Source organism: Pseudomonas nitroreducens (genome assembly GCF_024170165.1).
GTDB classification, from domain to species: domain Bacteria; phylum Pseudomonadota; class Gammaproteobacteria; order Pseudomonadales; family Pseudomonadaceae; genus Pseudomonas; species Pseudomonas nitroreducens_C.
Genome location: NZ_JALJXP010000005.1, coordinates 296,979 through 319,028, shown reverse-complemented (window position 1 = coordinate 319,028; position 22,050 = coordinate 296,979). Strand labels below are relative to the sequence as shown.

28 protein-coding genes and 4 tRNA genes are annotated in these 22,050 nt (G+C 62.8%); 15 read left to right on the top strand and 17 right to left on the bottom strand.

Going from position 1 to position 22,050, the window contains the following annotated elements:
• Positions 1–85: 85 nt before the first annotated feature.
• From J2T47_RS12830 to J2T47_RS12805, 6 genes are all read right to left on the bottom strand, one after another.
• A complete protein-coding gene (locus J2T47_RS12830) occupies positions 86–1,084 on the bottom strand; it encodes a glycosyl transferase family protein (protein WP_253447078.1) in 999 nt (332 codons plus the stop codon).
• Positions 1,081–1,416: a TusE/DsrC/DsvC family sulfur relay protein gene (locus J2T47_RS12825; protein ID WP_253447075.1), complete on the bottom strand. Its 336-nt coding sequence runs from the start codon at positions 1,414–1,416 to the stop codon at positions 1,081–1,083. Before J2T47_RS12825 ends, J2T47_RS12830 begins: the two co-directional genes overlap by 4 nt.
• On the bottom strand, positions 1,413–1,715 hold the full coding sequence (gene tusB / locus J2T47_RS12820; protein ID WP_253447072.1) for a sulfurtransferase complex subunit TusB: 303 nt from the start codon (positions 1,713–1,715) through the stop codon (positions 1,413–1,415). Before tusB ends, J2T47_RS12825 begins: the two co-directional genes overlap by 4 nt.
• Positions 1,715–2,074: a sulfurtransferase complex subunit TusC gene (gene tusC / locus J2T47_RS12815; protein ID WP_253447069.1), complete on the bottom strand. Its 360-nt coding sequence runs from the start codon at positions 2,072–2,074 to the stop codon at positions 1,715–1,717. Before tusC ends, tusB begins: the two co-directional genes overlap by 1 nt.
• Entirely contained in the window at positions 2,074–2,466 is a 393-nt protein-coding gene (gene tusD / locus J2T47_RS12810) for a sulfurtransferase complex subunit TusD (protein ID WP_253447066.1), read from the bottom strand. The genes tusC and tusD overlap by 1 nt, the downstream gene beginning before the upstream one ends.
• A 114-nt stretch (positions 2,467–2,580) precedes the next feature.
• Positions 2,581–3,246 (bottom strand): Bax inhibitor-1/YccA family protein, encoded by a 666-nt coding sequence (locus tag J2T47_RS12805; RefSeq protein ID WP_024765156.1) that lies wholly within the window; start codon positions 3,244–3,246, stop codon positions 2,581–2,583.
• Between the two features lie 134 nt (positions 3,247–3,380).
• On the opposite strand from J2T47_RS12805, the gene J2T47_RS12800 reads away from it, so the two are divergent.
• The 8 genes from J2T47_RS12800 to J2T47_RS12765 all read left to right on the top strand — a co-directional run bounded on the left by J2T47_RS12800 (position 3,381) and on the right by J2T47_RS12765 (position 8,035).
• Positions 3,381–3,468: transfer RNA gene (locus J2T47_RS12800), tRNA-Ser, on the top strand.
• A gap of 216 nt (positions 3,469–3,684) precedes the next feature.
• Positions 3,685–3,948 carry a hypothetical protein gene (locus J2T47_RS12795; protein WP_253447063.1) on the top strand — a complete coding sequence of 88 codons (264 nt, stop codon included), beginning with the start codon at positions 3,685–3,687 and terminating at the stop codon, positions 3,946–3,948.
• A gap of 525 nt (positions 3,949–4,473) precedes the next feature.
• Positions 4,474–5,118: a response regulator transcription factor GacA gene (gene gacA / locus J2T47_RS12790; protein ID WP_017517075.1), complete on the top strand. Its 645-nt coding sequence runs from the start codon at positions 4,474–4,476 to the stop codon at positions 5,116–5,118.
• A gap of 2 nt (positions 5,119–5,120) precedes the next feature.
• On the top strand, positions 5,121–6,947 hold the full coding sequence (uvrC, locus tag J2T47_RS12785; protein ID WP_253447060.1) for an excinuclease ABC subunit UvrC: 1,827 nt from the start codon (positions 5,121–5,123) through the stop codon (positions 6,945–6,947).
• 33 nt (positions 6,948–6,980) lie between these two features.
• Positions 6,981–7,541 (top strand): CDP-diacylglycerol--glycerol-3-phosphate 3-phosphatidyltransferase, encoded by a 561-nt coding sequence (pgsA, locus tag J2T47_RS12780; protein ID WP_253447057.1) that lies wholly within the window; start codon positions 6,981–6,983, stop codon positions 7,539–7,541.
• 68 nt (positions 7,542–7,609) lie between these two features.
• Positions 7,610–7,685 (top strand) — tRNA-Gly (locus J2T47_RS12775).
• A 35-nt stretch (positions 7,686–7,720) separates the two neighbouring features.
• Positions 7,721–7,794, top strand: a tRNA-Cys gene (locus J2T47_RS12770).
• 155 nt (positions 7,795–7,949) lie between these two features.
• Positions 7,950–8,035 (top strand) — tRNA-Leu (locus J2T47_RS12765).
• Positions 8,036–8,136: 101 nt separating this feature from the next.
• On the opposite strand, the gene J2T47_RS12760 is transcribed toward J2T47_RS12765, so the two are convergent.
• Entirely contained in the window at positions 8,137–8,502 is a 366-nt protein-coding gene (locus J2T47_RS12760; RefSeq protein WP_253447054.1) for a DUF3509 domain-containing protein, read from the bottom strand.
• Positions 8,503–9,000: 498 nt separating this feature from the next.
• On the opposite strand from J2T47_RS12760, the gene J2T47_RS12755 reads away from it, so the two are divergent.
• Both J2T47_RS12755 and galU read left to right on the top strand, forming a co-directional pair.
• Entirely contained in the window at positions 9,001–9,366 is a 366-nt protein-coding gene (locus J2T47_RS12755) for a LexA family protein (protein WP_253447050.1), read from the top strand.
• A gap of 205 nt (positions 9,367–9,571) precedes the next feature.
• The gene (gene galU / locus J2T47_RS12750) at positions 9,572–10,411 is read left to right on the top strand and encodes a UTP--glucose-1-phosphate uridylyltransferase GalU (RefSeq protein WP_024767166.1); all 840 of its coding nucleotides are present in this window, start codon (positions 9,572–9,574) and stop codon (positions 10,409–10,411) included.
• Positions 10,412–10,470: 59 nt separating this feature from the next.
• Here galU and J2T47_RS12745 read toward each other — a convergent pair whose 3' ends face one another.
• Positions 10,471–10,902, bottom strand: coding sequence for a VOC family protein (locus tag J2T47_RS12745; protein ID WP_253447047.1), 432 nt, complete (start codon positions 10,900–10,902; stop codon positions 10,471–10,473).
• Positions 10,903–10,990: 88 nt separating this feature from the next.
• Here J2T47_RS12745 and gorA point away from each other — a divergent pair, with 88 nt between their 5' ends.
• Positions 10,991–12,349, top strand: coding sequence for a glutathione-disulfide reductase (gorA, locus tag J2T47_RS12740; protein WP_253447044.1), 1,359 nt, complete (start codon positions 10,991–10,993; stop codon positions 12,347–12,349).
• Positions 12,350–12,424: 75 nt separating this feature from the next.
• Here the strand turns inward: gorA and J2T47_RS12735 are convergent, their stop codons facing one another.
• Both J2T47_RS12735 and J2T47_RS12730 read right to left on the bottom strand, forming a co-directional pair.
• A complete protein-coding gene (locus tag J2T47_RS12735; RefSeq protein WP_253447041.1) occupies positions 12,425–13,423 on the bottom strand; it encodes a bile acid:sodium symporter family protein in 999 nt (332 codons plus the stop codon).
• Positions 13,424–13,521: 98 nt separating this feature from the next.
• A complete protein-coding gene (locus J2T47_RS12730; protein ID WP_253447038.1) occupies positions 13,522–13,857 on the bottom strand; it encodes a hypothetical protein in 336 nt (111 codons plus the stop codon).
• Positions 13,858–13,989: 132 nt separating this feature from the next.
• On the opposite strand from J2T47_RS12730, the gene J2T47_RS12725 reads away from it, so the two are divergent.
• Complete coding sequence (locus J2T47_RS12725; RefSeq protein WP_253447036.1) at positions 13,990–14,463, top strand: Lrp/AsnC family transcriptional regulator; 474 nt, start codon at positions 13,990–13,992, stop codon at positions 14,461–14,463.
• Between the two features lie 31 nt (positions 14,464–14,494).
• On the opposite strand, the gene J2T47_RS12720 is transcribed toward J2T47_RS12725, so the two are convergent.
• Positions 14,495–15,001 carry a DUF1993 domain-containing protein gene (locus tag J2T47_RS12720; protein WP_253447033.1) on the bottom strand — a complete coding sequence of 169 codons (507 nt, stop codon included), beginning with the start codon at positions 14,999–15,001 and terminating at the stop codon, positions 14,495–14,497.
• Between the two features lie 89 nt (positions 15,002–15,090).
• Entirely contained in the window at positions 15,091–15,804 is a 714-nt protein-coding gene (locus tag J2T47_RS12715) for an endonuclease (protein ID WP_253447030.1), read from the bottom strand.
• Positions 15,805–16,251: 447 nt separating this feature from the next.
• Here J2T47_RS12715 and J2T47_RS12710 point away from each other — a divergent pair, with 447 nt between their 5' ends.
• Positions 16,252–16,617, top strand: a complete 366-nt coding sequence (locus tag J2T47_RS12710; RefSeq protein WP_253447027.1) for a hypothetical protein — start codon at positions 16,252–16,254, stop codon at positions 16,615–16,617.
• A gap of 6 nt (positions 16,618–16,623) precedes the next feature.
• Here J2T47_RS12710 and J2T47_RS12705 read toward each other — a convergent pair whose 3' ends face one another.
• A complete protein-coding gene (locus J2T47_RS12705) occupies positions 16,624–16,809 on the bottom strand; it encodes a hypothetical protein (RefSeq protein ID WP_253447025.1) in 186 nt (61 codons plus the stop codon).
• A gap of 112 nt (positions 16,810–16,921) precedes the next feature.
• Complete coding sequence (locus tag J2T47_RS12700) at positions 16,922–17,236, bottom strand: transcriptional regulator (RefSeq protein WP_253447022.1); 315 nt, start codon at positions 17,234–17,236, stop codon at positions 16,922–16,924.
• Positions 17,237–17,458: 222 nt separating this feature from the next.
• Between J2T47_RS12700 and J2T47_RS12695 the strand changes: the two genes are divergently transcribed.
• A complete protein-coding gene (locus tag J2T47_RS12695) occupies positions 17,459–17,839 on the top strand; it encodes a hypothetical protein (RefSeq protein WP_081520447.1) in 381 nt (126 codons plus the stop codon).
• 226 nt (positions 17,840–18,065) lie between these two features.
• Positions 18,066–19,451, top strand: a complete 1,386-nt coding sequence (locus tag J2T47_RS12690) for a CoA transferase (RefSeq protein ID WP_253447018.1) — start codon at positions 18,066–18,068, stop codon at positions 19,449–19,451.
• On the opposite strand, the gene J2T47_RS12685 is transcribed toward J2T47_RS12690, so the two are convergent.
• The 3 genes from J2T47_RS12685 to mmsB all read right to left on the bottom strand — a co-directional run bounded on the left by J2T47_RS12685 (position 19,438) and on the right by mmsB (position 21,979).
• A complete protein-coding gene (locus tag J2T47_RS12685) occupies positions 19,438–20,004 on the bottom strand; it encodes a flavin reductase family protein (RefSeq protein WP_253447015.1) in 567 nt (188 codons plus the stop codon). The two genes, J2T47_RS12690 and J2T47_RS12685, sit on opposite strands and share 14 nt — an antisense overlap.
• 21 nt (positions 20,005–20,025) lie before the next feature.
• Positions 20,026–20,943, bottom strand: coding sequence for a bestrophin family protein (locus J2T47_RS12680; protein ID WP_253447012.1), 918 nt, complete (start codon positions 20,941–20,943; stop codon positions 20,026–20,028).
• A gap of 160 nt (positions 20,944–21,103) precedes the next feature.
• On the bottom strand, positions 21,104–21,979 hold the full coding sequence (mmsB, locus tag J2T47_RS12675; protein ID WP_253447009.1) for a 3-hydroxyisobutyrate dehydrogenase: 876 nt from the start codon (positions 21,977–21,979) through the stop codon (positions 21,104–21,106).
• Positions 21,980–22,050: the final 71 nt, after the last annotated feature.

Here is a 22,050-nt window from a genome sequence, read left to right as displayed (position 1 = left end):
ATTGCTCCAGAAAACGGGGGAGATGGGACCAGTCTATCGGCTGTGGCTCGATTGTTTAGCGCAAAAACAGGATTCCAAATATCGATTAAATCGATTTATTCCGCGCAGCCCAGCGTCTATCGGCTTCCGCGAAGGCTTCGTCGCGCTGCATTCCCAAGGCGCGCAGGGCGAGTGCCATGGTGGCGCGGACGGCCAGTTCGCCGTAAGCGTCCTCGGCTTCACCCCGCCAGAAGGCGACCAGGTGTGCCGGGTCCAGGGTTTCCGGCTTGACGTGGCGCAGTGGCGACAGTGCCGGCCACTCTTCGTCCCAGGCTCCGCCGTCGCGGCAACCATAGAGGTGAGAGGTGGCGTCGGGGTTCATCTCGATCTCGCCGCCTTCGCCCTTGATGACGATGGCGTAGTCGCCGAGCAGGCGGCTGCCCTCGCGGTGCACTTCCTGATAGCCAGGGTGGAAGATGCTCTGCAGGACGCAGGTGGCGCCCAGTGGGTTGAGCAGGCGCACGGCCGAGTGCATGGGGGAGCGCAGGCCGAGGGTGTTGCGCAGGTCGATCATGCGCTGCAGGCGTGGCATCCAGTCGACCAGCGGGGCGAAGGCGATACCTTTGGCGTCCAGTGCCTCGCTGACCGAGTTCCAGTCGCGACACAGTGGCAGGCCAAGCTGCTCGAGCAGCTGTTCGCTGTAGACCCGACCAGCAGTATGCGCGCCGCCGCCATGCAGGAGGATGCGGGTGCCGCTGCCACCCAGGCACTTGGCGGCCAGCAGGTACCAGGGCAGGTGACGCTTCTTGCCGGCGTAGCTGGGCCAGTCGAGGTCCACGGCGATCTTCGGTGCCTGTAGGCGGGAGCGTACGGCCTCGGTAAAGCCGGCGAGTTCCTCGGCGCTTTCTTCCTTGTGCCGCAGCAACATCAGGAAGGCACCCAGCTGCGCCTCCTCGACCTTGTCGTCGAGGATCATGCCGAGGGCTTCGCGGGCTTCCTCGCGGGTCAGGCCGCGCGCGCCGCGCTTGCCTTTGCCGAGAATGCGGACGAATTGGGCAAAGGGGTGTTCGGCGGGTGTCTGCAGGACGAGCGGGGAAGCGGTCATAGGCAATTGGTCGGCTTCGGCAGGCCGGCGAGCTTGGCGGCAAGCTTGGCCGGTGTGCCCTTGAACAGGAGGTTGAGGTGCAGGCTGCTGCCCTTTTCCGCGCCCAGTTTCTGGGCGGCGTACTTGATCAGCGGGCGGTTGGCCGGCGAGAGCTGGAACTCGCCGTAGAACTCGCGCAGCAGCAGGAGGATTTCCCAGTGCTCGGGGGTCAGGTGGATGCCCTCGTTGGATGCCAGGGCCTCGGCGGCGGCGTCGCTCCAGTCGTTGAGGTCGACCAGGTAGCCGTCCTTGTCCAGCGGCAAGGCCTGGCCGTTGACCAGTAGGGTGCTCATAGCCAGGCGTTCACCTTGTCGAAGCGGGTACAGAGTTCGACGAAGCCGGGGTAGTCCACGGCGACGACGCGGGCAGGGATATCGTCCAGCCCTCGGGCTTGCAGATCTTCCTGCAGGGCGAACAGCGCGTTGCTGCCGGGCAGTGCCAGCAGGTCCTGCGCGGGCTTGCTGTTTGGCTGCAGCGCGTAAGCCGCATCGCCGGTCAGCAGGATGCCATCTTCGGCTCCAGCGAGAAGCAGGCAGCTGTCGAAGCGGCCATCGTTGAACGGGGAGTGGGAGAGCAGGTGGAGAGTAGCCATCAGATCGTGATCACCTGGTCGTGGGTTTGCAGCAGGTGGCGCAAGGCGGCATCGTCCAGCGCCCGGGTGGGGAGCGTCAGACTGGCGCCGTCCAGCCCGCGTTCGGCAAGGCTGCGGCTGCTGGTATAGAGGGCTTCCACGCCGAACAGCGGCAGGGCTTGCAGATTGGCCTGCAGGTCCTTCTGTTCGACTGTTGTGGGACGCTGGTCGGGAGCAAGCTGGAACACGCCGTCATCGAGAAAGAGCATCGAGATCGGCAGGTCGAAGGCGCCGCCGGCGAGGGCGATATCCAGCGCCTCGCGGGCGGCAGGGCCGGCCCAGGGTGCCTGGCGGCTGATGATCAGCAGGGACTTGGCCATCAGTTGCCTCCGAAACAGACCAGGCGGTCCGCCAGTTGCGCCGCCTCATGCAGCTGGCCGAGGCCGGAGAGATCCCAGGGTGCCTGCAGGTTGGCGGCAGGCCGCGAGTAGCGATTCGCCTCTTCCGGATTGAGCACGCCCCGGCGCAGCGCGGCGGCAATGCAGACCACACCGTCCAGCTGGTTGTCGGAGACGAAGCGCGTCCAGGCGGCGGCGACATCCAGCTCGTCCTGGCTGGACACGGCGTTGGCCGAGGCGCTGTGCACGCCGTCCTGATAGAAGAACAGCCGGGTGATGTCGTGGCCGCCGGTCAGCGCAGCCTCGGCAAAGCGCAAGGCGCGCCGGGCGGCCGGTGAATGCGGCGGAGAGAAGAGGGCGATGACGAATTTCATGCTCGGACTGACTGCAACGATGTATCGCCGAATGATACGGCAACGCGTCTTTTTTGCCCTGCCGGAAATGAAAAAAGCCCGCCGAAGCGGGCTTTTTCCTGGGTGGCGTGGTGATCAGTCGTCGCTGCCCATGATGCCGAAGATCTGCAGCAGGCTAATGAACAGGTTGTAGATCGACACGTACAGGCTGATGGTGGCCATGATGTAGTTGCGCTCACCGCCGTGGATGATCGCACTGGTCTGGAACAGGATCATCGCCGAGGAGAACAGCACGAAGCCGGCGCTGATGGCCAGTTGCAGGCCGCTGATCTGGAAGAACAGCGAAACCAGGACGGCGCCCAGCAGCACGAAGAATCCCGCGGTGATGAAGCCGGACAGGAAGCTCATGTCCTTGCGGGTGGTCAGTACATAGGCGGACAGGCCGAAGAACACCAGGGCGGTCATGAAGAAGGCCGAGGAGATGATGCTCGCGCCGTTGGCCATGCCCAGGTACATGTTCAGGATCGGGCCGAGGGTGTAGCCCATGAAGCCGGTGAGGGCGAAGGTGCTGACCAGGCCCCAGGCGCTGTTGCGCAGCTTCACGGTGAGGAAGAACAGGCCGTAGAAGCCCAGCAGCACCACGAAGAAGCTGGGGTAGGGCAGACGCATCTGCTGCGAGGCGAAGGCCACCAGGCCGCTGAAGGCCAGAGTCAGGGCCAGCAGGCCATAGGTATTGCGCAGGACGCCGCTGACCTCTTTCTGCTCCACGGCTGTGGAGTCGAGATATTGCCGTTCTTGCATGTCGAGACACTCCTGTTAAGCGGGATACGGATCCATGACCGTAGTGGGGCTCATCATAACAGAGGGAAAAGCGTGCTGAATCATCAGAGTTTGACAGTGTGTTGCGATCCGGTAATATTGCCGCCCGCTCATGTGGAAGCGTGGCCGAGTGGTTTAAGGCAACGGTCTTGAAAACCGTCGACGGGCAACTGTCCTAGAGTTCGAATCTCTACGCTTCCGCCACTATTACAACGTTGAAAGCCCCGCAGTGCGGGGCTTTCGCGTTTCTGGCGATGCAGCGCGGCGCGTGGTGATTCCATCCATTTAGGCATCGCGTTCATTGCGAATGCATGGCACAAGTTGAACGGCGTCAGAAAAGACAGTCATCCCGATAGATGATTCTGTAGGACGTTGATCCGCTCAGTTAAACTTCAAGTACCACCCTCCGGAATAGCCTGAATGAATCAAGTCGAAGATCTCGAGCGGCAGATGCGCGAAGCACTGGGCGTTGCTCCGAAGAAAGTGAAAACCACTCGGGAAGCCAGTAACCCCATGAGGGGCTATCTGATTGTCCTCAGTGTGCGTGGCGCGAATGGGCCCGCCTTTCGCTTCGAGCATCGTTCGCGTTCGCTGAGTCGGACCGAGGCGATCCTGGAGGCGGAAAAGGCCGCACGCACCGCAGGCTACAAGCCGTGGGCCCTGCTGGATGCCGTCGAAGCCTGAGGTTCATCGACCGGGAGTCGAGCTGTGGCGGGAGCTTGGGTTGTCTGTGCTGTTCTATCGGTTACCGCTATTGCCTGGCTGGCTTTGCGCAAGTCGCGTCGCGCCGATGGCGTCAATCAGAATGGCAGTTCCCAGTACGATTCGATCGGCACGTTTGGTGCAGCCGATAGCCGCGAATCGCTCCGCGGCAGTGAGTACGCCAGCGATTGCGGCAGTGCCGATACCGACTCAGGCGGTGGATGTGATTCCGGCGCAGGTGGCGGAGGCTGATCGCGTCGGCCTGTCTCTCAATTGCCTCATCGTTGTCGTCGACGCTTCCGGTTAGAGGCGTCCCGGTACGGCCGTCCTAGACGGGCCGGCAGGCATCTGTCAGCATTTATCCCTCCTGCGCTGCATTTCTCTGGCGCTTGCATTTTGGCGAACCGCTTCCAAGCTAGGTCGTAGAGCTGCTTTCTGTTAAGGTTCGACAATTGTTCGGAGTCCCTTTTCGGGGCTCGCCAATCCATTCTGCTCAAGGGGTGCTGTGTGATTAAGGTGCTGGTGGTCGATGATCACGATCTGGTGCGCACCGGAATTACCCGCATGCTGGCTGATATCGATGGCCTGCAGGTCGTCGGGCAGGCCGACTCTGGCGAGCGTGGGCTGCAGCTGGCGCGCGAGCTCAAGCCGGACGTTGTGCTGATGGACGTGAAGATGCCCGGCATCGGCGGCCTGGAAGCCACCCGCAAACTGCTGCGCAGCCAGCCCGACGTGCGCGTGGTGGTAGTGACGGTTTGCGAGGAAGACCCGTTTCCGACTCGCCTGATGCAGGCTGGCGCGGCCGGCTATCTCACCAAGGGGGCGGCGCTCGACGAGATGGTCCAGGCGATTCGCCAGGTCTTTGCCGGCCAGCGCTATATCAGCCCGCAGATCGCCCAGAACCTTGCGTTGAAATCTTTCGAGCCGGAAAGAAATGCATCGCCGTTCGACACCCTGTCCGAGCGTGAGATCCAGATCGCGCTGATGATCGCCAACTGCCACAAGGTGCAGAGCATCTCGGACAAGCTGTGCCTTTCGCCCAAGACCGTGAATACCTACCGCTACCGCATCTTCGAGAAACTCTCGATCACCAGTGACGTCGAGCTGGCGTTGCTGGCTGTCCGGCACGGCATGGTCGACGCCAGCAACTGATCATGGCGCAACAATTCGATTCGGCGGCTTTCCTGGCCACCTGCAGCGGGCGGCCGGGCGTTTATCGGATGTTCGACGCAGAGGCCAAGCTGCTCTACGTCGGCAAGGCGAAGGACCTCAAGAAGCGTCTTTCCAGTTATTTCCGCAAGTCCGGCCTGGCGCCGAAGACCGCCGCCCTGGTGGCGAAGATCGCCCAGGTCGAGACCACTATCACCGCCAACGAGACCGAGGCGTTGCTGCTCGAGCAGACGCTGATCAAGGAGTGGCGGCCGCCTTACAACATCCTGCTGCGCGACGATAAGTCTTATCCCTACGTCTTCCTGTCGAGTGAGGATTCTTTCCCGCGCCTCACCATCCACCGTGGTGCCAAGAAGGCCAAGGGACGTTACTTCGGTCCATACCCGAGCGCTGGCGCCATTCGTGAAAGCCTTGCGCTGCTGCAGAAGGCCTTCTTCGTGCGCCAGTGCGAAGACAGCTACTACCGTAACCGCACGCGCCCATGCCTGCAGTACCAGATCAAGCGCTGCAAGGCGCCCTGTGTGGGGCTGGTGAGCGAGGAGGAGTACGCCGAAGACGTGCGCCACTCGATCATGTTCCTCGAAGGGCGCAGCAATGTGCTGGCCGAAGAGCTGTCCACCAGCATGGAGCAGGCAGCGATGCGCCTGGACTTCGAAAAGGCGGCGGAACTGCGCGACCAGGTGCAGATCCTGCGTCGCGTGCAGGACCAGCAGAGCATGGAGTTCGGCACGGGAAACGTCGATGTGGTGGCGGCGATCGTCAATCCGGGTGGCGCCTGCGTGCACCTGATCAGCGTGCGCGGTGGGCGGGTGCTGGGCAGCAAGAACTTCTTCCCGCAGGTGGCCATCGAGGAGGAGGTAGCCGACGTCCTGCTGGCCTTCCTCGGGCAGTACTACCTCAGTCATCACGAGCGCGATCTGCCGAACGAGTTGATCGTCAACGCCAGGCACGAAGACTTCCCGATCCTGGCATCGGCCATCGAGGAGTCCCGTGGTCGCTTGTTGGAAATCACCCCGCGAGTGCGAGGCACGCGCGCGCGCTGGCAGCAGTTGGCGGTCACCAACGCCGAGCAGGCGCTGGCCGCACGTCTCGCGAACCGCCAGCACATGGCCGCACGCTTCGATGCGCTGGGCGAGGCGCTGGACTTGCCGGAGCCGCCGCAGCGGCTGGAATGTTTCGACATCAGTCACTCCAGCGGCGAAGCGACTGTCGCGTCCTGCGTGGTCTTTGGTCCAGAAGGTGCACTGAAGTCGGACTATCGCCGCTTCAATATCGAAGGCATTACCGGGGGTGACGATTACGCCGCCATGCACCAGGCGCTGACCCGCCGTTTCAGCCGCTTGAAGGAAGGCGAGGGCAAGATGCCCGATATTCTTCTGGTGGACGGCGGCAAGGGACAACTGACCATGGCCCAGGAAGTGCTCCAGGAGCTGGCGGTAGTCGGCCTGACACTGCTCGGCGTCGCCAAAGGCGTAACCCGCAAGCCCGGCCTGGAAACCCTGTACCTCAACGACGCCGAACACGAGTTCACCTTGCCCGCCGATTCGCCTGCGCTGCACCTTATCCAGCAGATCCGCGACGAGGCCCACCGCTTTGCCATTACCGGGCACCGTGCTCGGCGCGGCAAGGCGCGGCGTACCTCCACACTGGAAGACGTCGCTGGCGTCGGACCCAAGCGCCGGCGCGACCTGCTCAAGCATTTCGGCGGGTTGCAGGAACTGGGCAGAGCCAGTATCGAAGAAATCGCCAAAGCCCCCGGTATCAGCAAAAAGCTGGCAGAGCAGATTTATGCTGCTCTGCACAGCGAGTAGAATGCCGGCTCAACTCGAAGACCTTGCGACCCGATGAATATCCCGAACCTGCTTACACTGCTCCGCGTTCTGCTCATTCCGATCTTCATCCTGCTGTTCTATCTTCCGTTCCCGGCGAGCCACCTGGCCGCCAGTGCCGTGTTCGCTCTGGCTGCCGCCACCGACTGGCTGGATGGTTACCTGGCGCGGCGACTGGGGCAGAGCACGCCCTTCGGCGCGTTCCTCGATCCGGTGGCGGACAAGCTGATGGTCGCCACCGCGCTGGTGCTGCTGGTGGAAGAGCACGCGAACCTGTGGCTGACGCTGCCGGCGGCGATCATCATCGGTCGCGAGATTGTCGTTTCCGCGCTGCGCGAGTGGATGGCAGAAATCGGGGCGAGGGCGCATGTGGCCGTTTCCAGCCTGGGTAAATGGAAAACCGCAGCGCAGATGCTGGCGCTGGTCATCCTGCTAGCCAATCCGCCACTGATGACCTTCTGGGTCCTGGTGGGTTACTCGCTTCTAATCGTTGCTGCCATCCTTACCCTGTGGTCGATGCTGCACTACCTGGTGGCTGCCTGGCCGCACCTGAATACCAACCCGAAAGAGAAATAAGTATTTTTGAATCAAGGAGTTGACAGGCATTTCCAAATCGTTAGAATGGCGCCCGTCAACACGACAACGCGGGAATAGCTCAGTTGGTAGAGCACGACCTTGCCAAGGTCGGGGTCGCGAGTTCGAGTCTCGTTTCCCGCTCCAGATTTTGATGATTCGCCTTGAGTCATCCGTGTTATGGCTGAGTAGCAGAGTGGTTATGCACCGGATTGCAAATCCGTGAACGCCGGTTCGATTCCGACCTCAGCCTCCAATAGAAAAGCCCTGTAAATCGAAGATTTACAGGGCTTTTTCTTTACTAGCCCGCTGCAGGGATTGCGAGTTTCAGCAACTTGCGCAGGGGGAGTGGGGCTGTATATAGTCCTGCCCTTTCCGGGCTTGCACCTGGAAATACTGCAACGCGCTGCCGCCCGGATGGCGAAATCGGTAGACGCAGGAGACTTAAAATCTCTCGCCCTTTGGGCGTGCCGGTTCGATTCCGGCTCCGGGCACCATCTTCTTCTTTCCCGATTTGCTGCAGATTGCAGCTCCGAATCGAGGCGAGCACTCCATATAAAAAACCCGGCCTAGGCCGGGTTTTTTATTGCTCACCTATTCAGGCCCCGATATTGGCAATTGACCGCAGCTTCGCGCCGGCCTTGACGATGCGGCGCTGGCGCAGTGGCTCGGCGGTCTCGTAGAAGTTCTGCAGCGGAACTTCTTCCTTGAAGTGATCGGCATCGCGTTCCTGCAGCGGTCCGTATTCGGTCGCGAGGTCGCGACGAATACGACTAACCAGGCTGGTCAGCAGGGCTTCGTCACGTTGCTCTTCCCGGCGCACCACGCGACAGGCAATGTGTTCGCCCGCATCCTTGCTCAACGTCATGATGAGATTGCCGTCCGGTCGAGAGGTGAAGCTCACATCGAATTCGGAGAAGACCTGGCAGAGGTATTGGGCGGCAGGCAGTCGATCGATTGGCATGGTGTCGTCCTCGGCAAAGAATGGGCAGTTCCTTCCCTTTCATTGCAGGGTGCATACCAATCTCTTAAAAACAAAAAATCTTTATAAATCAATAATTTGAAAATTATTACCGTCCCGTTTTCCATGCAGCTTGCAAGGCGGCGCGTAAATGCCATGGCATTTTGCACGATGGCGATTTCAGTGCGGGAGAGGATGGTGCCGCGACGAGGTGGCTTTGGCCTTTTGCCTGGGTTTCTGCAAACGAGCCCGGCGCATGGGAACCCGCAGGATGGCCCACAGAGTGACCAAGGCCAGCAGGACCCAGCCGAAAATCATGAGCGTGACGAACGTGCCTGGATTCATATCGATATCCTCACCCCTCCCTAAGGGTAGTCCACCGTCATCGGTGCGCTGTCCTTTCGGTTGAGCGGCATTGCTTCCCGGAGGTTCCATTCAATTGCTTGTCGGGCCGGCGGGTATCTGGTATCTGTATGCATATACAGTATTCGGAGAAAGGTCATGCAGCAAGCCATTCTGGAAGTCCGAGATGTCGTGCAGCTTGGCGGAGTGGCCGGCGTTGCGGCTCTTCATACCTACATAGTCCGTGCGTGTGGCGAAGGCATGACGCAGGCGGGCATTCACGACTGCGACCTGCTGCTGGTCGATCGCTCGGAGCTGGCAGCTCCCGGTGAGATTGTGGTGGCGGCGCTCAACGGTGAGGCGCTGATCCGTCGTCTGGCCATTATCGATGGTTCGTTCGCGCTACAGGCGGCGAGCGATGGATATCCGACGCTGAAAGTCGAGGAGGGCGATGAGCTCTCAATATGGGGAGTGGTGCGTCAGCGGCTTACCGGAAGCGACGTTTCGCCGGGCGCCCGGGCGTAGCGTTGGTGCGGGGCGGAGCAGGATGCTGACCATTTGCCAGTAACTTCGAGAACTAAATCAGGGCCTTGATGGTCAGATGCGCGTGCTGCTGGTTTCGCAAGTCCTCACAAGAGTCGTGCAGCTTGCAATCCGGGGCATTGTAAGGCGGGCGCAGCCTGATTAGACTGCGCGCAACTCGCACCCCTGTCCCTCTCGAAGGACTCCCATGATCAAGAAATGTCTGTTCCCGGCCGCCGGCTACGGTACCCGCTTCCTCCCGGCCACCAAGGCCATGCCCAAGGAAATGCTGCCGGTGGTGAACAAGCCGCTGATCCAGTATGCCGTTGAAGAGGCACTGGAGGCCGGTCTCGGTGAAATCGGTATCGTCACTGGCCGCGGCAAGCGCTCCCTCGAAGACCACTTCGATATCAGCTACGAGCTGGAGCACCAGATTCGCAATACCGACAAGGAAAAGTACCTGGTCGGTATTCGTCGCCTGATCGACGAATGCACCTTCTCCTACACCCGCCAGGTCGAAATGAAAGGCCTGGGGCATGCCATCCTGACTGGCCGCCCACTGATCGGTGACGAGCCCTTCGCCGTGGTGCTGGCGGACGACCTGTGCCTGAACCTCGAAGGCGACAGCGTCCTCAAGCAGATGGTCAAGCTGTACAACCAGTTCCGCTGCTCCATCGTGGCGATCCAGGAAGTCCCACCGGAAGAGACCAACAAGTACGGCGTGATCGCCGGCGAGATGATCCGCGACGACATCTACCGCGTGAACACCATGGTCGAGAAGCCCAAGCCCGAAGACGCCCCGTCGAACCTGGCGATCATCGGCCGCTATATCCTGACGCCGGATATCTTCGACCTGATCGAGCAGACCGAGCCGGGCAAGGGTGGTGAAATCCAGATCACCGACGCGCTGATGAAGCAGGCCCAGGACGGTTGCGTGCTGGCTTACAAATTCAAGGGCAAGCGTTTCGACTGCGGTAGCGCCGAGGGTTACATCGAGGCGACCAACTTCTGCTACGAGCACCTCTACAAGACTGGCAAGGCCTGGTAATTCCGGCCCTTCCCGCTCTTTGAAAAAGCCACCTCCGGGTGGCTTTTTCGTTTCTTGCACTACATCGAGCGTGGAATCGGCATCGCTTCCGATCCCGGCCCCAGCGGTTGGCCGTAGCTGAACTCGACGTAGTTGCCGGCCGGGTCGCGCAAGCCGCAGTAGTAACCCACGGGATAGGGCTCTTCGCGGGGCGCCCAGATCAGGCAGCCTGCGGCTTTGGCATCCATCGCAATGCGGTCGACCTCATCGTGGGAATCGACGGCGAAGCCGAAGTGGCTGTAGTCATCGCTGGCCAGGTGGCGTTCCTGGCCACCGGGCATGATGACGAAAATGAAGCTGTGCTCCTTGCCCGGCTCGGCCATCCAGACAATGCGCGAGCCCTTGCCGTCGCGCTCGTGAATGACGCGCATGCCGCAGAATCGCTCGTAGAACGCAACACAGGCTTCCAGGTCGGGCACGTGCAGGGCCAGGTGGGTCAGGGTCGGGCGCATGGCAATACCTCCTTCGGGACCGGCAGTTGGCAGGATAGGTCAGGCGCCATGAGGTATGCTGCCCGACATATCCAAGCGGAGAACCATGATGTCTTTCGATTTTGACCTGTTCGTCATCGGTGCGGGTTCCGGCGGCGTGCGCGCCGCACGCTTCGCTGCTGGCTTTGGCGCCAAGGTCGCCGTGGCGGAAAGCCGCTACCTGGGCGGTACCTGCGTCAATGTCGGTTGCGTGCCGAAGAAGCTGCTGGTGTACGGGGCGCACTTCCATGAAGACTTCGAGCAGGCTGCCGGATTCGGCTGGACCCTGGGCGAAGCGAACTTCGACTGGAAGACCCTGATCGCCAACAAGAACCGCGAAATCCACCGGCTCAATGGCATCTACCGCAACCTGCTGGTGAGTAGCGGCGTCACGCTGCTGGAAGGACACGCCAAGCTCAGGGATGCGCACACCGTCGAGGTCGACGGGCAGAGCTTCCGCGCCAGGCACATCCTTATCGCTACCGGCGGTTGGCCGCAGGTGCCGGACATTCCCGGCAAGGAACACGCGATCACCTCCAACGAAGCCTTCTTCCTCGAGTCGCTGCCGCGCCGAGTGCTGGTAGTCGGCGGTGGTTACATTGCGGTCGAGTTCGCTGGCATCTTCCACGGCCTGGGCGCGCAGACTTCGCTGCTGTACCGCAAGGAGCTGTTCCTGCGTGGTTTCGATCGCAGCGTCCGCGAGCACCTGCGCGACGAGCTGGCCAGGAAGGGGTTGGACCTGCAATTCAACAGCGATATCGCGCGTATCGACAAGCAGGCCGACGGCTCCTTGGCTGCCACGCTCAAGGACGGTCGCGTGCTGGAAGCGGACTGCGTGTTCTACGCCACTGGCCGTCGCCCGCAGCTGGATAACCTGGGCCTGGAGAATGTCTCCGTCGAACTGGACGACCGTGGCTACGTGAAAGTGGACGAGGCCTATGGCACCAGCGAGCCGTCTATTCACGCCATTGGCGACGTGATCGGTCGCGTGCAGCTGACCCCCGTGGCGCTGGCGGAAGGCATGGCGCTGGCGCGCAAGCTGTTCCGTCTGCAGGAGTATCGCCCGGTGGATTACAAACTGATCCCCACGGCGGTATTCAGCCTGCCGAATATCGGTACGGTTGGCCTGACCGAAGACGAAACGCGCAGTGCCGGGCACAAGGTGAAAGTCTTCGAGAGCCGTTTCCGACCGATGAAGCTGACCCTTACCGAGAGTCAGGAAAGGACCCTGATGAAACTGATCGTCGATGCCGACAGTGACAAGGTGCTGGGCTGCCACATGGTGGGCCCGGATGCCGGGGAGATGCTTCAGGGCATCGCCATTGCGCTGAAGGCCGGGGCGACCAAGCAGGTGTTCGATGAAACCATCGGCATCCACCCGACGGCGGCCGAGGAATTTGTCACCATGCGCACGCCAGTCGGCTCCTGACGGCCGCGACGACTATAAAAAGCCGGTGCAGATGCACCGGCTTTTTTGTGGGCGAGTTTCGCCAGCAGCGCGGAGTCAGTTCGTGCGCTCCAGCGAAGCGTGGCCGGCTTCCTCGCGCTGTGCGTAGCGCTGGGCGAGCACGGCGCAGACCATCAGCTGGATCTGGTGGAACAGCATCAGCGGCAGCAGGATCACGCCGACTGTGCTGCTGGCGAAGAGTACCGAGGCCATGGGCACGCCGGTGGCCAGGCTCTTCTTCGAGCCGCAGAAGACGATGGTGATGCGGTCTTCCAGAGAGAAACCCAGGTAGCGGCCGAGCAGGTTGGTGGCGATCAGCGCCAGGGCCAGCAGCACGCAACAGGCGACCACCAGGCCGGCCAGCGCGGGCAGCGGGATCTGGTGCCAGAGGCCCTGGATCACGGCGGCGCTGAAGGCGGTGTAGACCACCAGCAGGATCGAGCCCTGGTCGACGTACTTCAGTACCGGCTTGTTGCGCTCGACCCAGGCGCCGATCCAGGTGCGCAGCAGCTGGCCTGCAACGAAGGGCGCCAGCAGTTGCAGGGTGATCTTGCCGATGGCATCGAGGGTCGATATGCCGGTGTCGCCGTGGGCGCCGATCAGCAGCTGCACCAGCAGCGGAGTCAGGAACACGCCCATCAGGCTGGAGGCCGAGGCGCTGCAGATCGCGGCGGGCACGTTGCCGCGCGCTAGCGAGGTGAAGGCGATGGACGATTGCACGGTGGCGGGCAGGGCGCAGAGGTAGAGCATGCCCAGGTACAGGTCCGGGGTGACCAGCGGCGACAGTACCGGCTTGAGCGCCATGCCGAGGATCGGGAAGAGGATGAAGGTGCAGGCGAACACCAGCAGGTGCAGGCGCCAGTGGGTGGCGCCGGCGATGATCGCCTGGCGCGACAGCTTCGCGCCGTGGAGGAAAAACAGCAGCGCGATGCCCAGGTTGGTGATCCAGCCGAAGATCACGGCAGCGGTGCCTTCGCAAGGCAGCAGGCTGGCAACGGTCACGGTGGCTATCAGCGCCAGGGTGAAGTTGTCGGGGAGCAGGCGTGGGCGAGCCATGGGCACATCTCTCTTCGTTGTTGTGTGTGAAAGACCGCTAGGGTCAGGTTCGCACTCTAAGCCCGGGAGGATGTGCCGGCTAACGCCAGAAAGTCAGCTTATGTCGCTGAAAGGACAGTTTCCGCACCCTGTACATGCAGATCCACCGACCACACGCTGACCATGCCGCGCATGCGCTGGGCAATCACTTCGGCGCGGTAGCGCGGCAGGGTGTTCACCCGCAGGGCGATGTCCAGCCAGTCCTCCCGGCGCGAGGATTCGACCTCGGCCGGTACGTGGCCCTGGAGCGCGAACTGATTCAGCAGCCGGCAGAGGATGTCGGCGTCGATTTCGGCGCGGATCAGGTAGCGCACGTCGGCGGCCACCTCGGTGGGAACCGGACGGTCCTGCTGATCCAGGGGGAATTCGACGAGATTGAGTGCGGGGAGCGTCATGACGGCTGGCCGATGCGAGGAAAGTGAGGACTATTCTGCGGCCCGCTGCGGGGATTTGTTTGCCTGATCTTGGCTATGAGGCGGCCATTTGTGCATTAATGATTCTCTGGATTTGTCCTTGGTGAATAATTCATGCCTGTTTCTCTGGATTCTCATGACCGCAAGATTCTTGCCCTGCTGCAGGAAGAGGCAACGCTCTCCACGGCGGAGATCGCCGAGCGCATCGGCTTGTCCCAGTCGCCGTGCTGGCGGCGGATTCAGCGATTGAAGGACGAGGGAGTGATCCGCAAGCAGGTGACCCTGCTGGATCGCAAGAAGATCGGCCTGAACACCCAGATATTCGCTCAGGTGAAGCTCAACGCCCACGGGCGCAATCACCTGACGGATTTCGCGCGGGCGATGGAGGAGTTTCCCGAGGTGCTGGAGTGCCACGTGCTGATGGGGGCCGTGGACTTCATGCTGCGTATCGTCACCGAGGATGTGGAGGCGTACGAGCGTTTCTTCTTCGAGCGGCTGTCGCAGGTGCCGGGCGTGCAGGAGATCAACTCCATCGTGGCGCTCTCGGAGATCAAGTCCACCACCACGCTGCCGCTGCCGCGCGGTTGAAGGGCGCCGGGGAGACCGGCGCCGAGGGCAGTCAGACGCCGCCCAGGTAATCCATCTTGCCGACTTCCACGCCGTTGTGGCGGAGGATGTCGTAGGCGGTGGTGATGTGGAAATAGAAGTTCGGATTGACGAAGCCCAGCAGGAAATCCGCCCCCTTGAAGCTGATTTCGCGGGTGCGCAGCTTCAGTTCGATGGTGCGGTTTTCGGCGCCGTCGAACTGCTCGGGCTTGAGGGATTTGAGGAACTCGATGGTCCTGGTGATGCGCGCCTGCAGTTCGTCGAAGGTGGTTTCGTCATCGGCGTAGCTCGGCACTTCCACGCCGGCCAGACGCGCGCCGGCGCCCTTGGCGGAGTCGGAGGCGATCTGCACCTGGCGCGCCAGGGCGAACATGTCCGGGGCAAGGCGGGCGTTGATCAGGACGGAAGGGTCGATGGACTTGGCCTGAGCGTGCTCGGCAGCCTTGGTGAGGATCACCGAAAGGTTGCCAAGCATGCGGATGAAGACGGGAACCGAAGCCTGGTAGATCGAGAAGGACATGCTGCGTACTCCAGACAGATAAAGGTGGGGTTCGTCGCGCTGGACGGCTGTCGGAGTCTACTGCTGGCGCTTGCGCCTGTCGCCAGGCTTCAGCGTCTGGCCACCTTCGGTGTCGGGCAGCGGTCGGCCTCGATCGGGCCGACGTAGGGATTGCCCCAGCCCATCGCGCAGCCAACCATCTGGTTGCGCTGACGCTCCCAGGCTTCCACCGGGTACTGCTTGCTCCAGGCGGTGAACAGCTGGCGGTCCTGGTTGGACAGTTTCAAGCCATAGCGGTCGCTCATGTAGAAGTAGGTGCGGGCGATCATGCCGCGGATCTGCGGGCGGGGCATGGCCTTGCGCGCCTTGAAGTCCACCACCATCGGGCAGGCGCCGTACTGCGAGGGTTTCTGTTGCAGCCAGCCGAAACTGAAGTTGTTCCGATCGCCGTTGACCTCACCGATGCTCGGCACCAGGTTGTGCAGGTCGGCCTCGGCCTTCTGGTACACCCGGTCATTGCGCGCGCAGTTCTTGCGTCCACCGCTTTGCCAGCATTGGCGCTGATGGCCGATCACCCAGGCGGGGACGATGTGTTCCCATTCGATGCGCGCAGCCCGGTTGGCGTTCTTGCGCGGGGTGTAGCCGCAGCTCTTCAGGTCGACCCGGGTGCCGTTGTAGCGGCAGCCGCAATAGAACTCCACCGACTGGCGGGCATACAGCTTGCGCCCGACCTTCTTGGCTTCCTCGAAGGTGCGCGGGGCGGCGGCGGAGGCGACGGTGGGGATGGCGAGGATCAGCAGCAGGGTCAGGCAGCGTCCGAACATGAGGCGTTCCTTACGAAAGTCGCTGCATCTTACTGATTGAGAAAGAAATGCCAATCGTGGCAATGGAATGGCAAGGGGTGGATTGCCCGGATGGAGGCGCTGGTTGGGTCGCCGCGCCATGGGACTGCTGGGAGCGCTTTGCAACAAGCCTCCGTTACCTCTTGTAAAGCTTGAGGATATCTCTTTATGTGGTTGTTTTTAAACGGAAAAATATTCTATAAAAAGCTTTAAAAGTCGGCGCTATCCGTTTGTTTAAACAAGGGCTTAGGGAGTCCTGCGGGGCCGTGTTGCCACGCAGCACCCTGAGGAGGCAATTTCCTATAATTAACGTGATAATAGTTTTTTAAGTTATTGAGCTATAAGGATTTATGTTGAGTTTACGTATTGCCCTGTACTGAGCGGCGAGGCTTGGTAAGCTGGAGCCTTTCCATCATTCGGGAGATCGCCATGATCGGTCTCAGAATCCTCGGGGCCATCGCCTGTTGTGCCCTGGCGCTACCGGCCTACGCGCAGCAGTTTTCCACGCAGGAAAGACAGTCCCAGCAGAACTACCAGGGGCAGCCGCAAAGGCAGCAACCGCCGCCAGTGATCCAGCGTATCTATGTCAGCCCCGGGGCGAGCGGCAGCGTGGAGAGTTCTTCCAGTTGGCAGCGCAATGAGGGCTATGGTGGCGTCCAGGTGCCGCGCAGCTACGGCGAGACGCGCTCGGGCACGGTGATCATCGACCAGGGCAGCGGTGGTATCCGCCAGAGCATCGAGTACCCCAACGGCGCGGTCTATCCGCGCGGCAATGGGTATTACCAGCAGCAGTAGTTCGGCTCAGTCGAGCAGATCGTCGCGGGTCAGGCGGGATTTGCGCAGGCCACCGTGGCTGTAGAAGAGCCCGGTGTCGCCGCGCCAGTGGAAGAGTGTGGCGAGAAACGCCGAGCTGACCCGGCCCACATCCCAGCTACGGAGTTTGCGGTAGGCCCAGAGCCAGCTGTCGTCTGAGGAAGAGTCGCTCATGGAATCGTCCTTGATTCGGCAAGCGGGAAAAGTGCATGGGACATTAGTGCGCCGGGTGGGCCTTCGCAAGTCGCTGCTCCCGCGACCGTGACCTGCGAAATGGCCCGCGCCTTCAGGCGATGCTGACCGCCTTCGATTCCTCGACGTATTCCTTCAGCCAGCGCAGCACTTCCACGGCGTCCCAGCGACTGGGATCGAACATGGCATAGGCCTGGCCCTGGTAACCCACCACATCCAGCGGGCGGTGATAGCCGGCGCGCTGCATCAGGGCCTCGATTTCCGCGAAGCACACGTTGAAGTGGGTGCGGCTGAAGGGCGTCTTGCCTTCTGTGACCAACCCCTCCAGCAGCAGTTCCGACACGGCCTCGCTGACTTCCTCGATGGCCATGTGGTTCACGGTGTATTTCAGCTGATGGATGCTGACCATCGCTTGCTCCTCAATGGGTTTCAGGCCCATGCCCGGTGATTCGAGGTGATCGACGTAGCCAATGGACTGTGGCCTTTCGTCGAGGTTTAAAAAATTTTCGCAAAATACTGTATGCATGAACAGTATTTTCTCCTAGTATCCCTCTCACGGTCTGACAGAAACCCTGAAGTGCCCGTCGCCACTGGCCTGGCGGGCACTCCTCGAAGAACAGGAGCGATGGCGATGCTGCAGAAACTGATGCTTTGCGCAGGTGTGGCGATGCTGGCGGGCTGTGCCCAGCCCCAGGCGGACGTTCCGCGCGCCAATGGCGCCTACCTGATCATCGAGGGCAAGGAGGCCTGGGCCGTGCTGGTGGCTGACGGCAAGCGCATCGAGGAGCGCGGCACGGTGCGCGACGCCATCCGCCTGCCGAAGGAGCGCTCGGCGATCGCCGCCAGCTATGTGATCGACACGCCCAACTGCGGCCGCCTGCAGTGGCTGACCGAAGGCGAGGGCGACTCCACGGTGCGCCTGTCCTCGCGGGGTGCAGCGGATGACCTGTCGAGCTGCCAGATCAGCGATGGGCTCAGCCGTGTCTGGACCGCGCTGGACTATTCGAGCTGAGTGCCGGTCTCCAGAAAATCCGTTCTCCGACAAAATGTTTCGGCTGGCCCTCCCTTCACGTTTTTTTCACACCTGGGGGCAGAGGATGAAAACCAGCTAAGGGATTAGCTCCCCATCGAAAAGCCCGCTTGATTGCGGGCTTTTTATTGCCTGTCGACCAAGGTCGGCTCGCCCGCCGGACGCTGCGCGGCTAAGGTGGAACACCACGGAATAGGCGGAGATAGAGATGCAGCGCGTTCTTGCGGAGCGACTTTGGGTTGCCCTGGGGGGCCAGGCCGAACGCCTGAGTCACCTGGCCTTTCGCAGCGAAGGCTCCCTGCCTTCGGCTTTCTTCGTCACCGAACTGGCTGCCGCCAGCATCGCCAGCGCCGGGCTGGCGCTGGGCGAGTGGCTGGAGCCGGAGCCCGGTGCCGCCACATCGCTGGTCGTGGATCGGCGGCTGGCTTCCTTCTGGTTCTCCACCTCATTGCGCGCCCAGGGCTGGACACCCCCCGACCTGTGGGATGCGATTGCCGGCAACTACCGTACCCGCGCCGGCTGGATTCGCCTGCATACCAATGCGCCGCATCACCGCGCCGCCGCCCTTCGGGTACTCGGTACCGACAATGATCGGGAGCGGGTTGCAGGCGCCGTGGCAAACTGGGACGCGGGTGAGCTGGAACTGGCGATCGTGAAGGAGGGTGGCTGTGCCGCCGAGATGCGCTCCTGGGACGCCTGGAAAGAGCACCCGCAGGGCCTCGCCGTAGCCCGTGAGCCGCTGGTACTGCGTGATACCCAGCTGGTGTCCGCGCCCTCCCTGGATATCGAGATTGACCCTGAGCGCCCGCTGGCCGGATTGCGCGTGCTGGACCTGACCCGCGTGTTGGCCGGGCCGATTGCCACCCGACTGCTGGCCGGCTTCGGCGCCGAAGTCCTGCGCATCGATCCGCCGGACTGGGATGAGCCCGGCGTGGTGCCTGAAGTCACCCTGGGCAAGCACTGCGCGCGTCTGGACCTGCGCCAGGCTGCGGACCGCGAACGCTTCCAGGCGCTGCTCGCCAGCGCCGACGTGCTGGTGCACGGCTACCGGGCCGATGCCCTGGATCGCCTGGGCTTTGGTGCCGACGTGCGCCGCACCATTGCGCCGGGGTTGGTGGATGTGAGCCTGAACGCTTATGGCTGGTCTGGCCCCTGGAGCGAAAGGCGCGGGTTCGACAGCCTGGTGCAGATGAGCAGCGGCATCGCCGAGGCAGGGCGCGTCTGGCGGGGCGAAGACAAACCCGTACCCTTGCCGGTGCAGGCGCTCGATCACGCCACCGGCTACCTGATCGCCGCGGCTGCCTTGCGCGGCTTGGCCGAGCGCCGGCGCAGCGGTCGCGGCAGTCGTTGGCGGCTGTCGCTGGCGCGCACGGCTCAATGTCTGCTGGAGGCGGGAGTTTCGTCGGTAGGTTCGCTGGGGCTGGCGGAGGAGGCGGCCGCCGATCTGGCACCGGGCATCGAGACAACCCCCTGGGGGCACGCGCGGCGCTTGCGTCCGCCACTGCAGGTCGCGGGCTCGCCGCTTTACTGGGAGTCGCCGGCCTCCGAGCTGGGCTCGGCGCCGGCAGCCTGGCAGCCAGTCAGTCCCGAGTGACCTGGAACGCCTCGCCGGTGGCGAAGAAGGCGCCACCGGCCTGGTAATGAATGGTGCGCAGCTCGTCGTTGGGGAAATGCCAGCGGCCGTTCGAGAAGGCGCGCTCATCGGCGTAGGCGGCGACGACTTCGGCGATGAACAGGTCGTACTTCTCCTGGTTGTGCGGCTCGCTGATCACCTTGCATTCCAGGTAGGCCACGCAGCCATCGACCACCGGTGCCTCGATCTGCTTCGCACGGGAAGTGCGGATGTCCAGCTGCTCGAACTTGTTGCCTTCGCCGCCGTTGCTCGAACCCACCGCCAGGGTCAGCTCCGCCTGCTGGCGTGTCGGCAGCTGGATGACGAAGGCGCCGGAACCCTCCACCAGGTGGCGCGACCAGGTGTTGCGGTCGAGCACCAGCATCAGCTTGGGCGGATCGAAGTCCAGCGGCATGACCCAGGCCGCGGCCATGACGTTGGCGACGCCGTTGTGCTCGCTGGTGACGAGGGTGCTCGGGCCGTGGTTGAGCAGCAGGTAGGCCTTGTTCAGCGGCACGTCTTTCAGGTGGTTCATTCTTGGGTCCTCAAGGCCGGATCAGAGCAGCAGGCCGTCCACCGGCTTCAGCGGTTCGGGCAGGTCGGTCTCGCCGAGAATTTCCAGCACGGCGATTTCCATGTTGCGGCTCATGGCGTCCAGCGGCAGGTCGTTGGGTTGGGTGTCGAACGGGTCGGCAATCTGGTCGCCGAGGGCGTCCAGGCCGAAGAAGGTGTAAGCCAGCACACAGACCGCCAGCGGGGTGAACCAGCCGATGCTGTCCACCAGGCAGAAGGGCAGCAGGAAGCAATAGACGTGAACGATGCGGTGCAGCATCAGGATGTAGGGGTAGGGGATCGGCGTGTTGCGGATGCGCTCGCAGCCGCCCAGCACGTACGACAGTCGGGTCATCTGCTGGTCGATGGCGGCCAGGGTGATATCGCTGGCGCCGCTGGCGCGCCCACGGTCGGCAAATCGCTGGCCGAGGCTGGCGAGCAGGATGTTGGTCGGGCTGTGGCTGGCGGCCAGCGCGGCAGCTTCGTCGCCCAGCAGCCGACGCACGTCATCGCTTTGCGGGGTGCCGCGCAGCTGGTCGCGCAGGGCGTAGCTGAAGGCGATCAGCTGGTTGCCCAGCTGGCGGCGACCTTCGCTGTCCAGGTCCGGCAGCAGTGAACGGGTCTGGCGCGCCAGGTTGCGGGTAACGATCAGCAACTCGCCCCAGAGCGTACGGGCCTCCCAGAAGCGCTGGTAGGCGACGTTGTTGCGGAAACCGAGGAAGATCGCCAGCGTCAGGCCCCAGAGGGTGAAGGGCGTGGAGGTGATGATCACCTTGTAGTGGTAGAGCGTGCCGTGGGTGGCCACCACCAGCGAGCTGAGCAGCACCGTGTACAGCACCTTGCGCCAGATGGCGGGGATGATCGACCCCTTGAGGGAAAACAGCAGAACCCAGAGTGTCGGGGTTTGCGGGCGGAGGATCATGGGCGGCATCCGGGTGGGGCGGAGCGCGCATGATAGCCGAGATAGCCGAGATAGCCGAGATAGCCGGGTTGCTGGGGCGGTGCAGGAGCGGACTCCGTCCGCGACAGGTCCGCATCACGCCGGAGACTATCGCGGACGAAGTCCGCTGCTGCGCAGGGTTTCAGTTCTGTTCGTAGAGCTTGACGATGGCCGAGAAGTCCAGCTGGCCGTTGCCCTGGTTGCTGAAGGTCTGGAACAGCTGTTGGGCCAGCGCGCCGAGCAGCACTGGCTGGCGCACCTGGCGTGCGGCCTCGCTGGCCAGGCCCAGGTCCTTGAGCATCAGGTCGGTGCCGAAGCCGCCGCTGTAGCCGCGAGCCGCCGGTGCACCGGTGAGCGGGTTGTTCACCTCTGAACTCCAGCAGCGGCCGCTGGAGGTGTTGATGATGCCGGCCAGCACTTCCGCGTCCATCCCCAGCTTCACGCCCAGGGACATGGCTTCCGCCACGCCGATCATGGAGATGCCCAGCAGCAGGTTGTTCGCCACCTTGGCCACCTGGCCATTGCCGGCGCCGCCGCAGTGCACGATGTTCTTGCCCATGGCCGCGAGCACCGGACGGGCGCGCTCGAAGTCGGCCGGCTCGCCACCGACCATGAAGGTCAGGGTGCCCGCGGCAGCACCAGCGGTGCCGCCGGAAACCGGCGCATCGAGCATCGGGTTGCCGTGGGTGAGGGCGGCCGCGCTGACCTCGCGGGCGTTCAGCGGGTCGATGGTGGAAGAGTCGATCAGCAACACGCCGCGCTGCACGTTGGCCAGCAGGCCGTCGTCGCCGAGGAAGACCTGCTTCACGTGGGCGGCGGCGGGCAGCATGGTGATGATCACCTCGACATCGTCGCGCGCCACTTCGGCGGGCGATGCCAGGGCGCGGGCGCCCAGGGCGACGGCCGCTTCCACGGCCCTGGCGGAAAGATCGAAGACGCTCAGGTCGAAGCCGGCCTTGAGCAGGTTGGCGGCCATGGGGCCGCCCATGTTGCCGAGTCCGATGAAGCCGATGCGCATGGGTTGATCCTCTTCTTCTTGTTCGGGGTACCTGGTCGATCAGGTGCGAAAGGAGGTGCCCGCCCGCGTGG

Bases quoted from the DNA above. Each gene is read 5' to 3' on its own strand.
- J2T47_RS12830 (WP_253447078.1), bottom strand. From the start codon at position 1,084: ATGACCGCTTCCCCGCTCGTCCTGCAGACACCCGCCGAACACCCCTTT.
- J2T47_RS12825 (WP_253447075.1), bottom strand. From the start codon at position 1,416: ATGAGCACCCTACTGGTCAACGGCCAGGCCTTGCCGCTGGACAAGGAC.
- tusB (WP_253447072.1), bottom strand. From the start codon at position 1,715: ATGGCTACTCTCCACCTGCTCTCCCACTCCCCGTTCAACGATGGCCGC.
- tusC (WP_253447069.1), bottom strand. From the start codon at position 2,074: ATGGCCAAGTCCCTGCTGATCATCAGCCGCCAGGCACCCTGGGCCGGC.
- tusD (WP_253447066.1), bottom strand. From the start codon at position 2,466: ATGAAATTCGTCATCGCCCTCTTCTCTCCGCCGCATTCACCGGCCGCC.
- J2T47_RS12805 (WP_024765156.1), bottom strand. From the start codon at position 3,246: ATGCAAGAACGGCAATATCTCGACTCCACAGCCGTGGAGCAGAAAGAG.
- J2T47_RS12795 (WP_253447063.1), top strand. From the start codon at position 3,685: ATGAATCAAGTCGAAGATCTCGAGCGGCAGATGCGCGAAGCACTGGGC.
- uvrC (WP_253447060.1), top strand. From the start codon at position 5,121: ATGGCGCAACAATTCGATTCGGCGGCTTTCCTGGCCACCTGCAGCGGG.
- pgsA (WP_253447057.1), top strand. From the start codon at position 6,981: ATGAATATCCCGAACCTGCTTACACTGCTCCGCGTTCTGCTCATTCCG.
- J2T47_RS12760 (WP_253447054.1), bottom strand. From the start codon at position 8,502: ATGCCAATCGATCGACTGCCTGCCGCCCAATACCTCTGCCAGGTCTTC.
- J2T47_RS12755 (WP_253447050.1), top strand. From the start codon at position 9,001: ATGCAGCAAGCCATTCTGGAAGTCCGAGATGTCGTGCAGCTTGGCGGA.
- galU (WP_024767166.1), top strand. From the start codon at position 9,572: ATGATCAAGAAATGTCTGTTCCCGGCCGCCGGCTACGGTACCCGCTTC.
- J2T47_RS12745 (WP_253447047.1), bottom strand. From the start codon at position 10,902: ATGCGCCCGACCCTGACCCACCTGGCCCTGCACGTGCCCGACCTGGAA.
- gorA (WP_253447044.1), top strand. From the start codon at position 10,991: ATGTCTTTCGATTTTGACCTGTTCGTCATCGGTGCGGGTTCCGGCGGC.
- J2T47_RS12735 (WP_253447041.1), bottom strand. From the start codon at position 13,423: ATGGCTCGCCCACGCCTGCTCCCCGACAACTTCACCCTGGCGCTGATA.
- J2T47_RS12730 (WP_253447038.1), bottom strand. From the start codon at position 13,857: ATGACGCTCCCCGCACTCAATCTCGTCGAATTCCCCCTGGATCAGCAG.
- J2T47_RS12725 (WP_253447036.1), top strand. From the start codon at position 13,990: ATGCCTGTTTCTCTGGATTCTCATGACCGCAAGATTCTTGCCCTGCTG.
- J2T47_RS12720 (WP_253447033.1), bottom strand. From the start codon at position 15,001: ATGTCCTTCTCGATCTACCAGGCTTCGGTTCCCGTCTTCATCCGCATG.
- J2T47_RS12715 (WP_253447030.1), bottom strand. From the start codon at position 15,804: ATGTTCGGACGCTGCCTGACCCTGCTGCTGATCCTCGCCATCCCCACC.
- J2T47_RS12710 (WP_253447027.1), top strand. From the start codon at position 16,252: ATGATCGGTCTCAGAATCCTCGGGGCCATCGCCTGTTGTGCCCTGGCG.
- J2T47_RS12705 (WP_253447025.1), bottom strand. From the start codon at position 16,809: ATGAGCGACTCTTCCTCAGACGACAGCTGGCTCTGGGCCTACCGCAAA.
- J2T47_RS12700 (WP_253447022.1), bottom strand. From the start codon at position 17,236: ATGGTCAGCATCCATCAGCTGAAATACACCGTGAACCACATGGCCATC.
- J2T47_RS12695 (WP_081520447.1), top strand. From the start codon at position 17,459: ATGCTGCAGAAACTGATGCTTTGCGCAGGTGTGGCGATGCTGGCGGGC.
- J2T47_RS12690 (WP_253447018.1), top strand. From the start codon at position 18,066: ATGCAGCGCGTTCTTGCGGAGCGACTTTGGGTTGCCCTGGGGGGCCAG.
- J2T47_RS12685 (WP_253447015.1), bottom strand. From the start codon at position 20,004: ATGAACCACCTGAAAGACGTGCCGCTGAACAAGGCCTACCTGCTGCTC.
- J2T47_RS12680 (WP_253447012.1), bottom strand. From the start codon at position 20,943: ATGATCCTCCGCCCGCAAACCCCGACACTCTGGGTTCTGCTGTTTTCC.
- mmsB (WP_253447009.1), bottom strand. From the start codon at position 21,979: ATGCGCATCGGCTTCATCGGACTCGGCAACATGGGCGGCCCCATGGCC.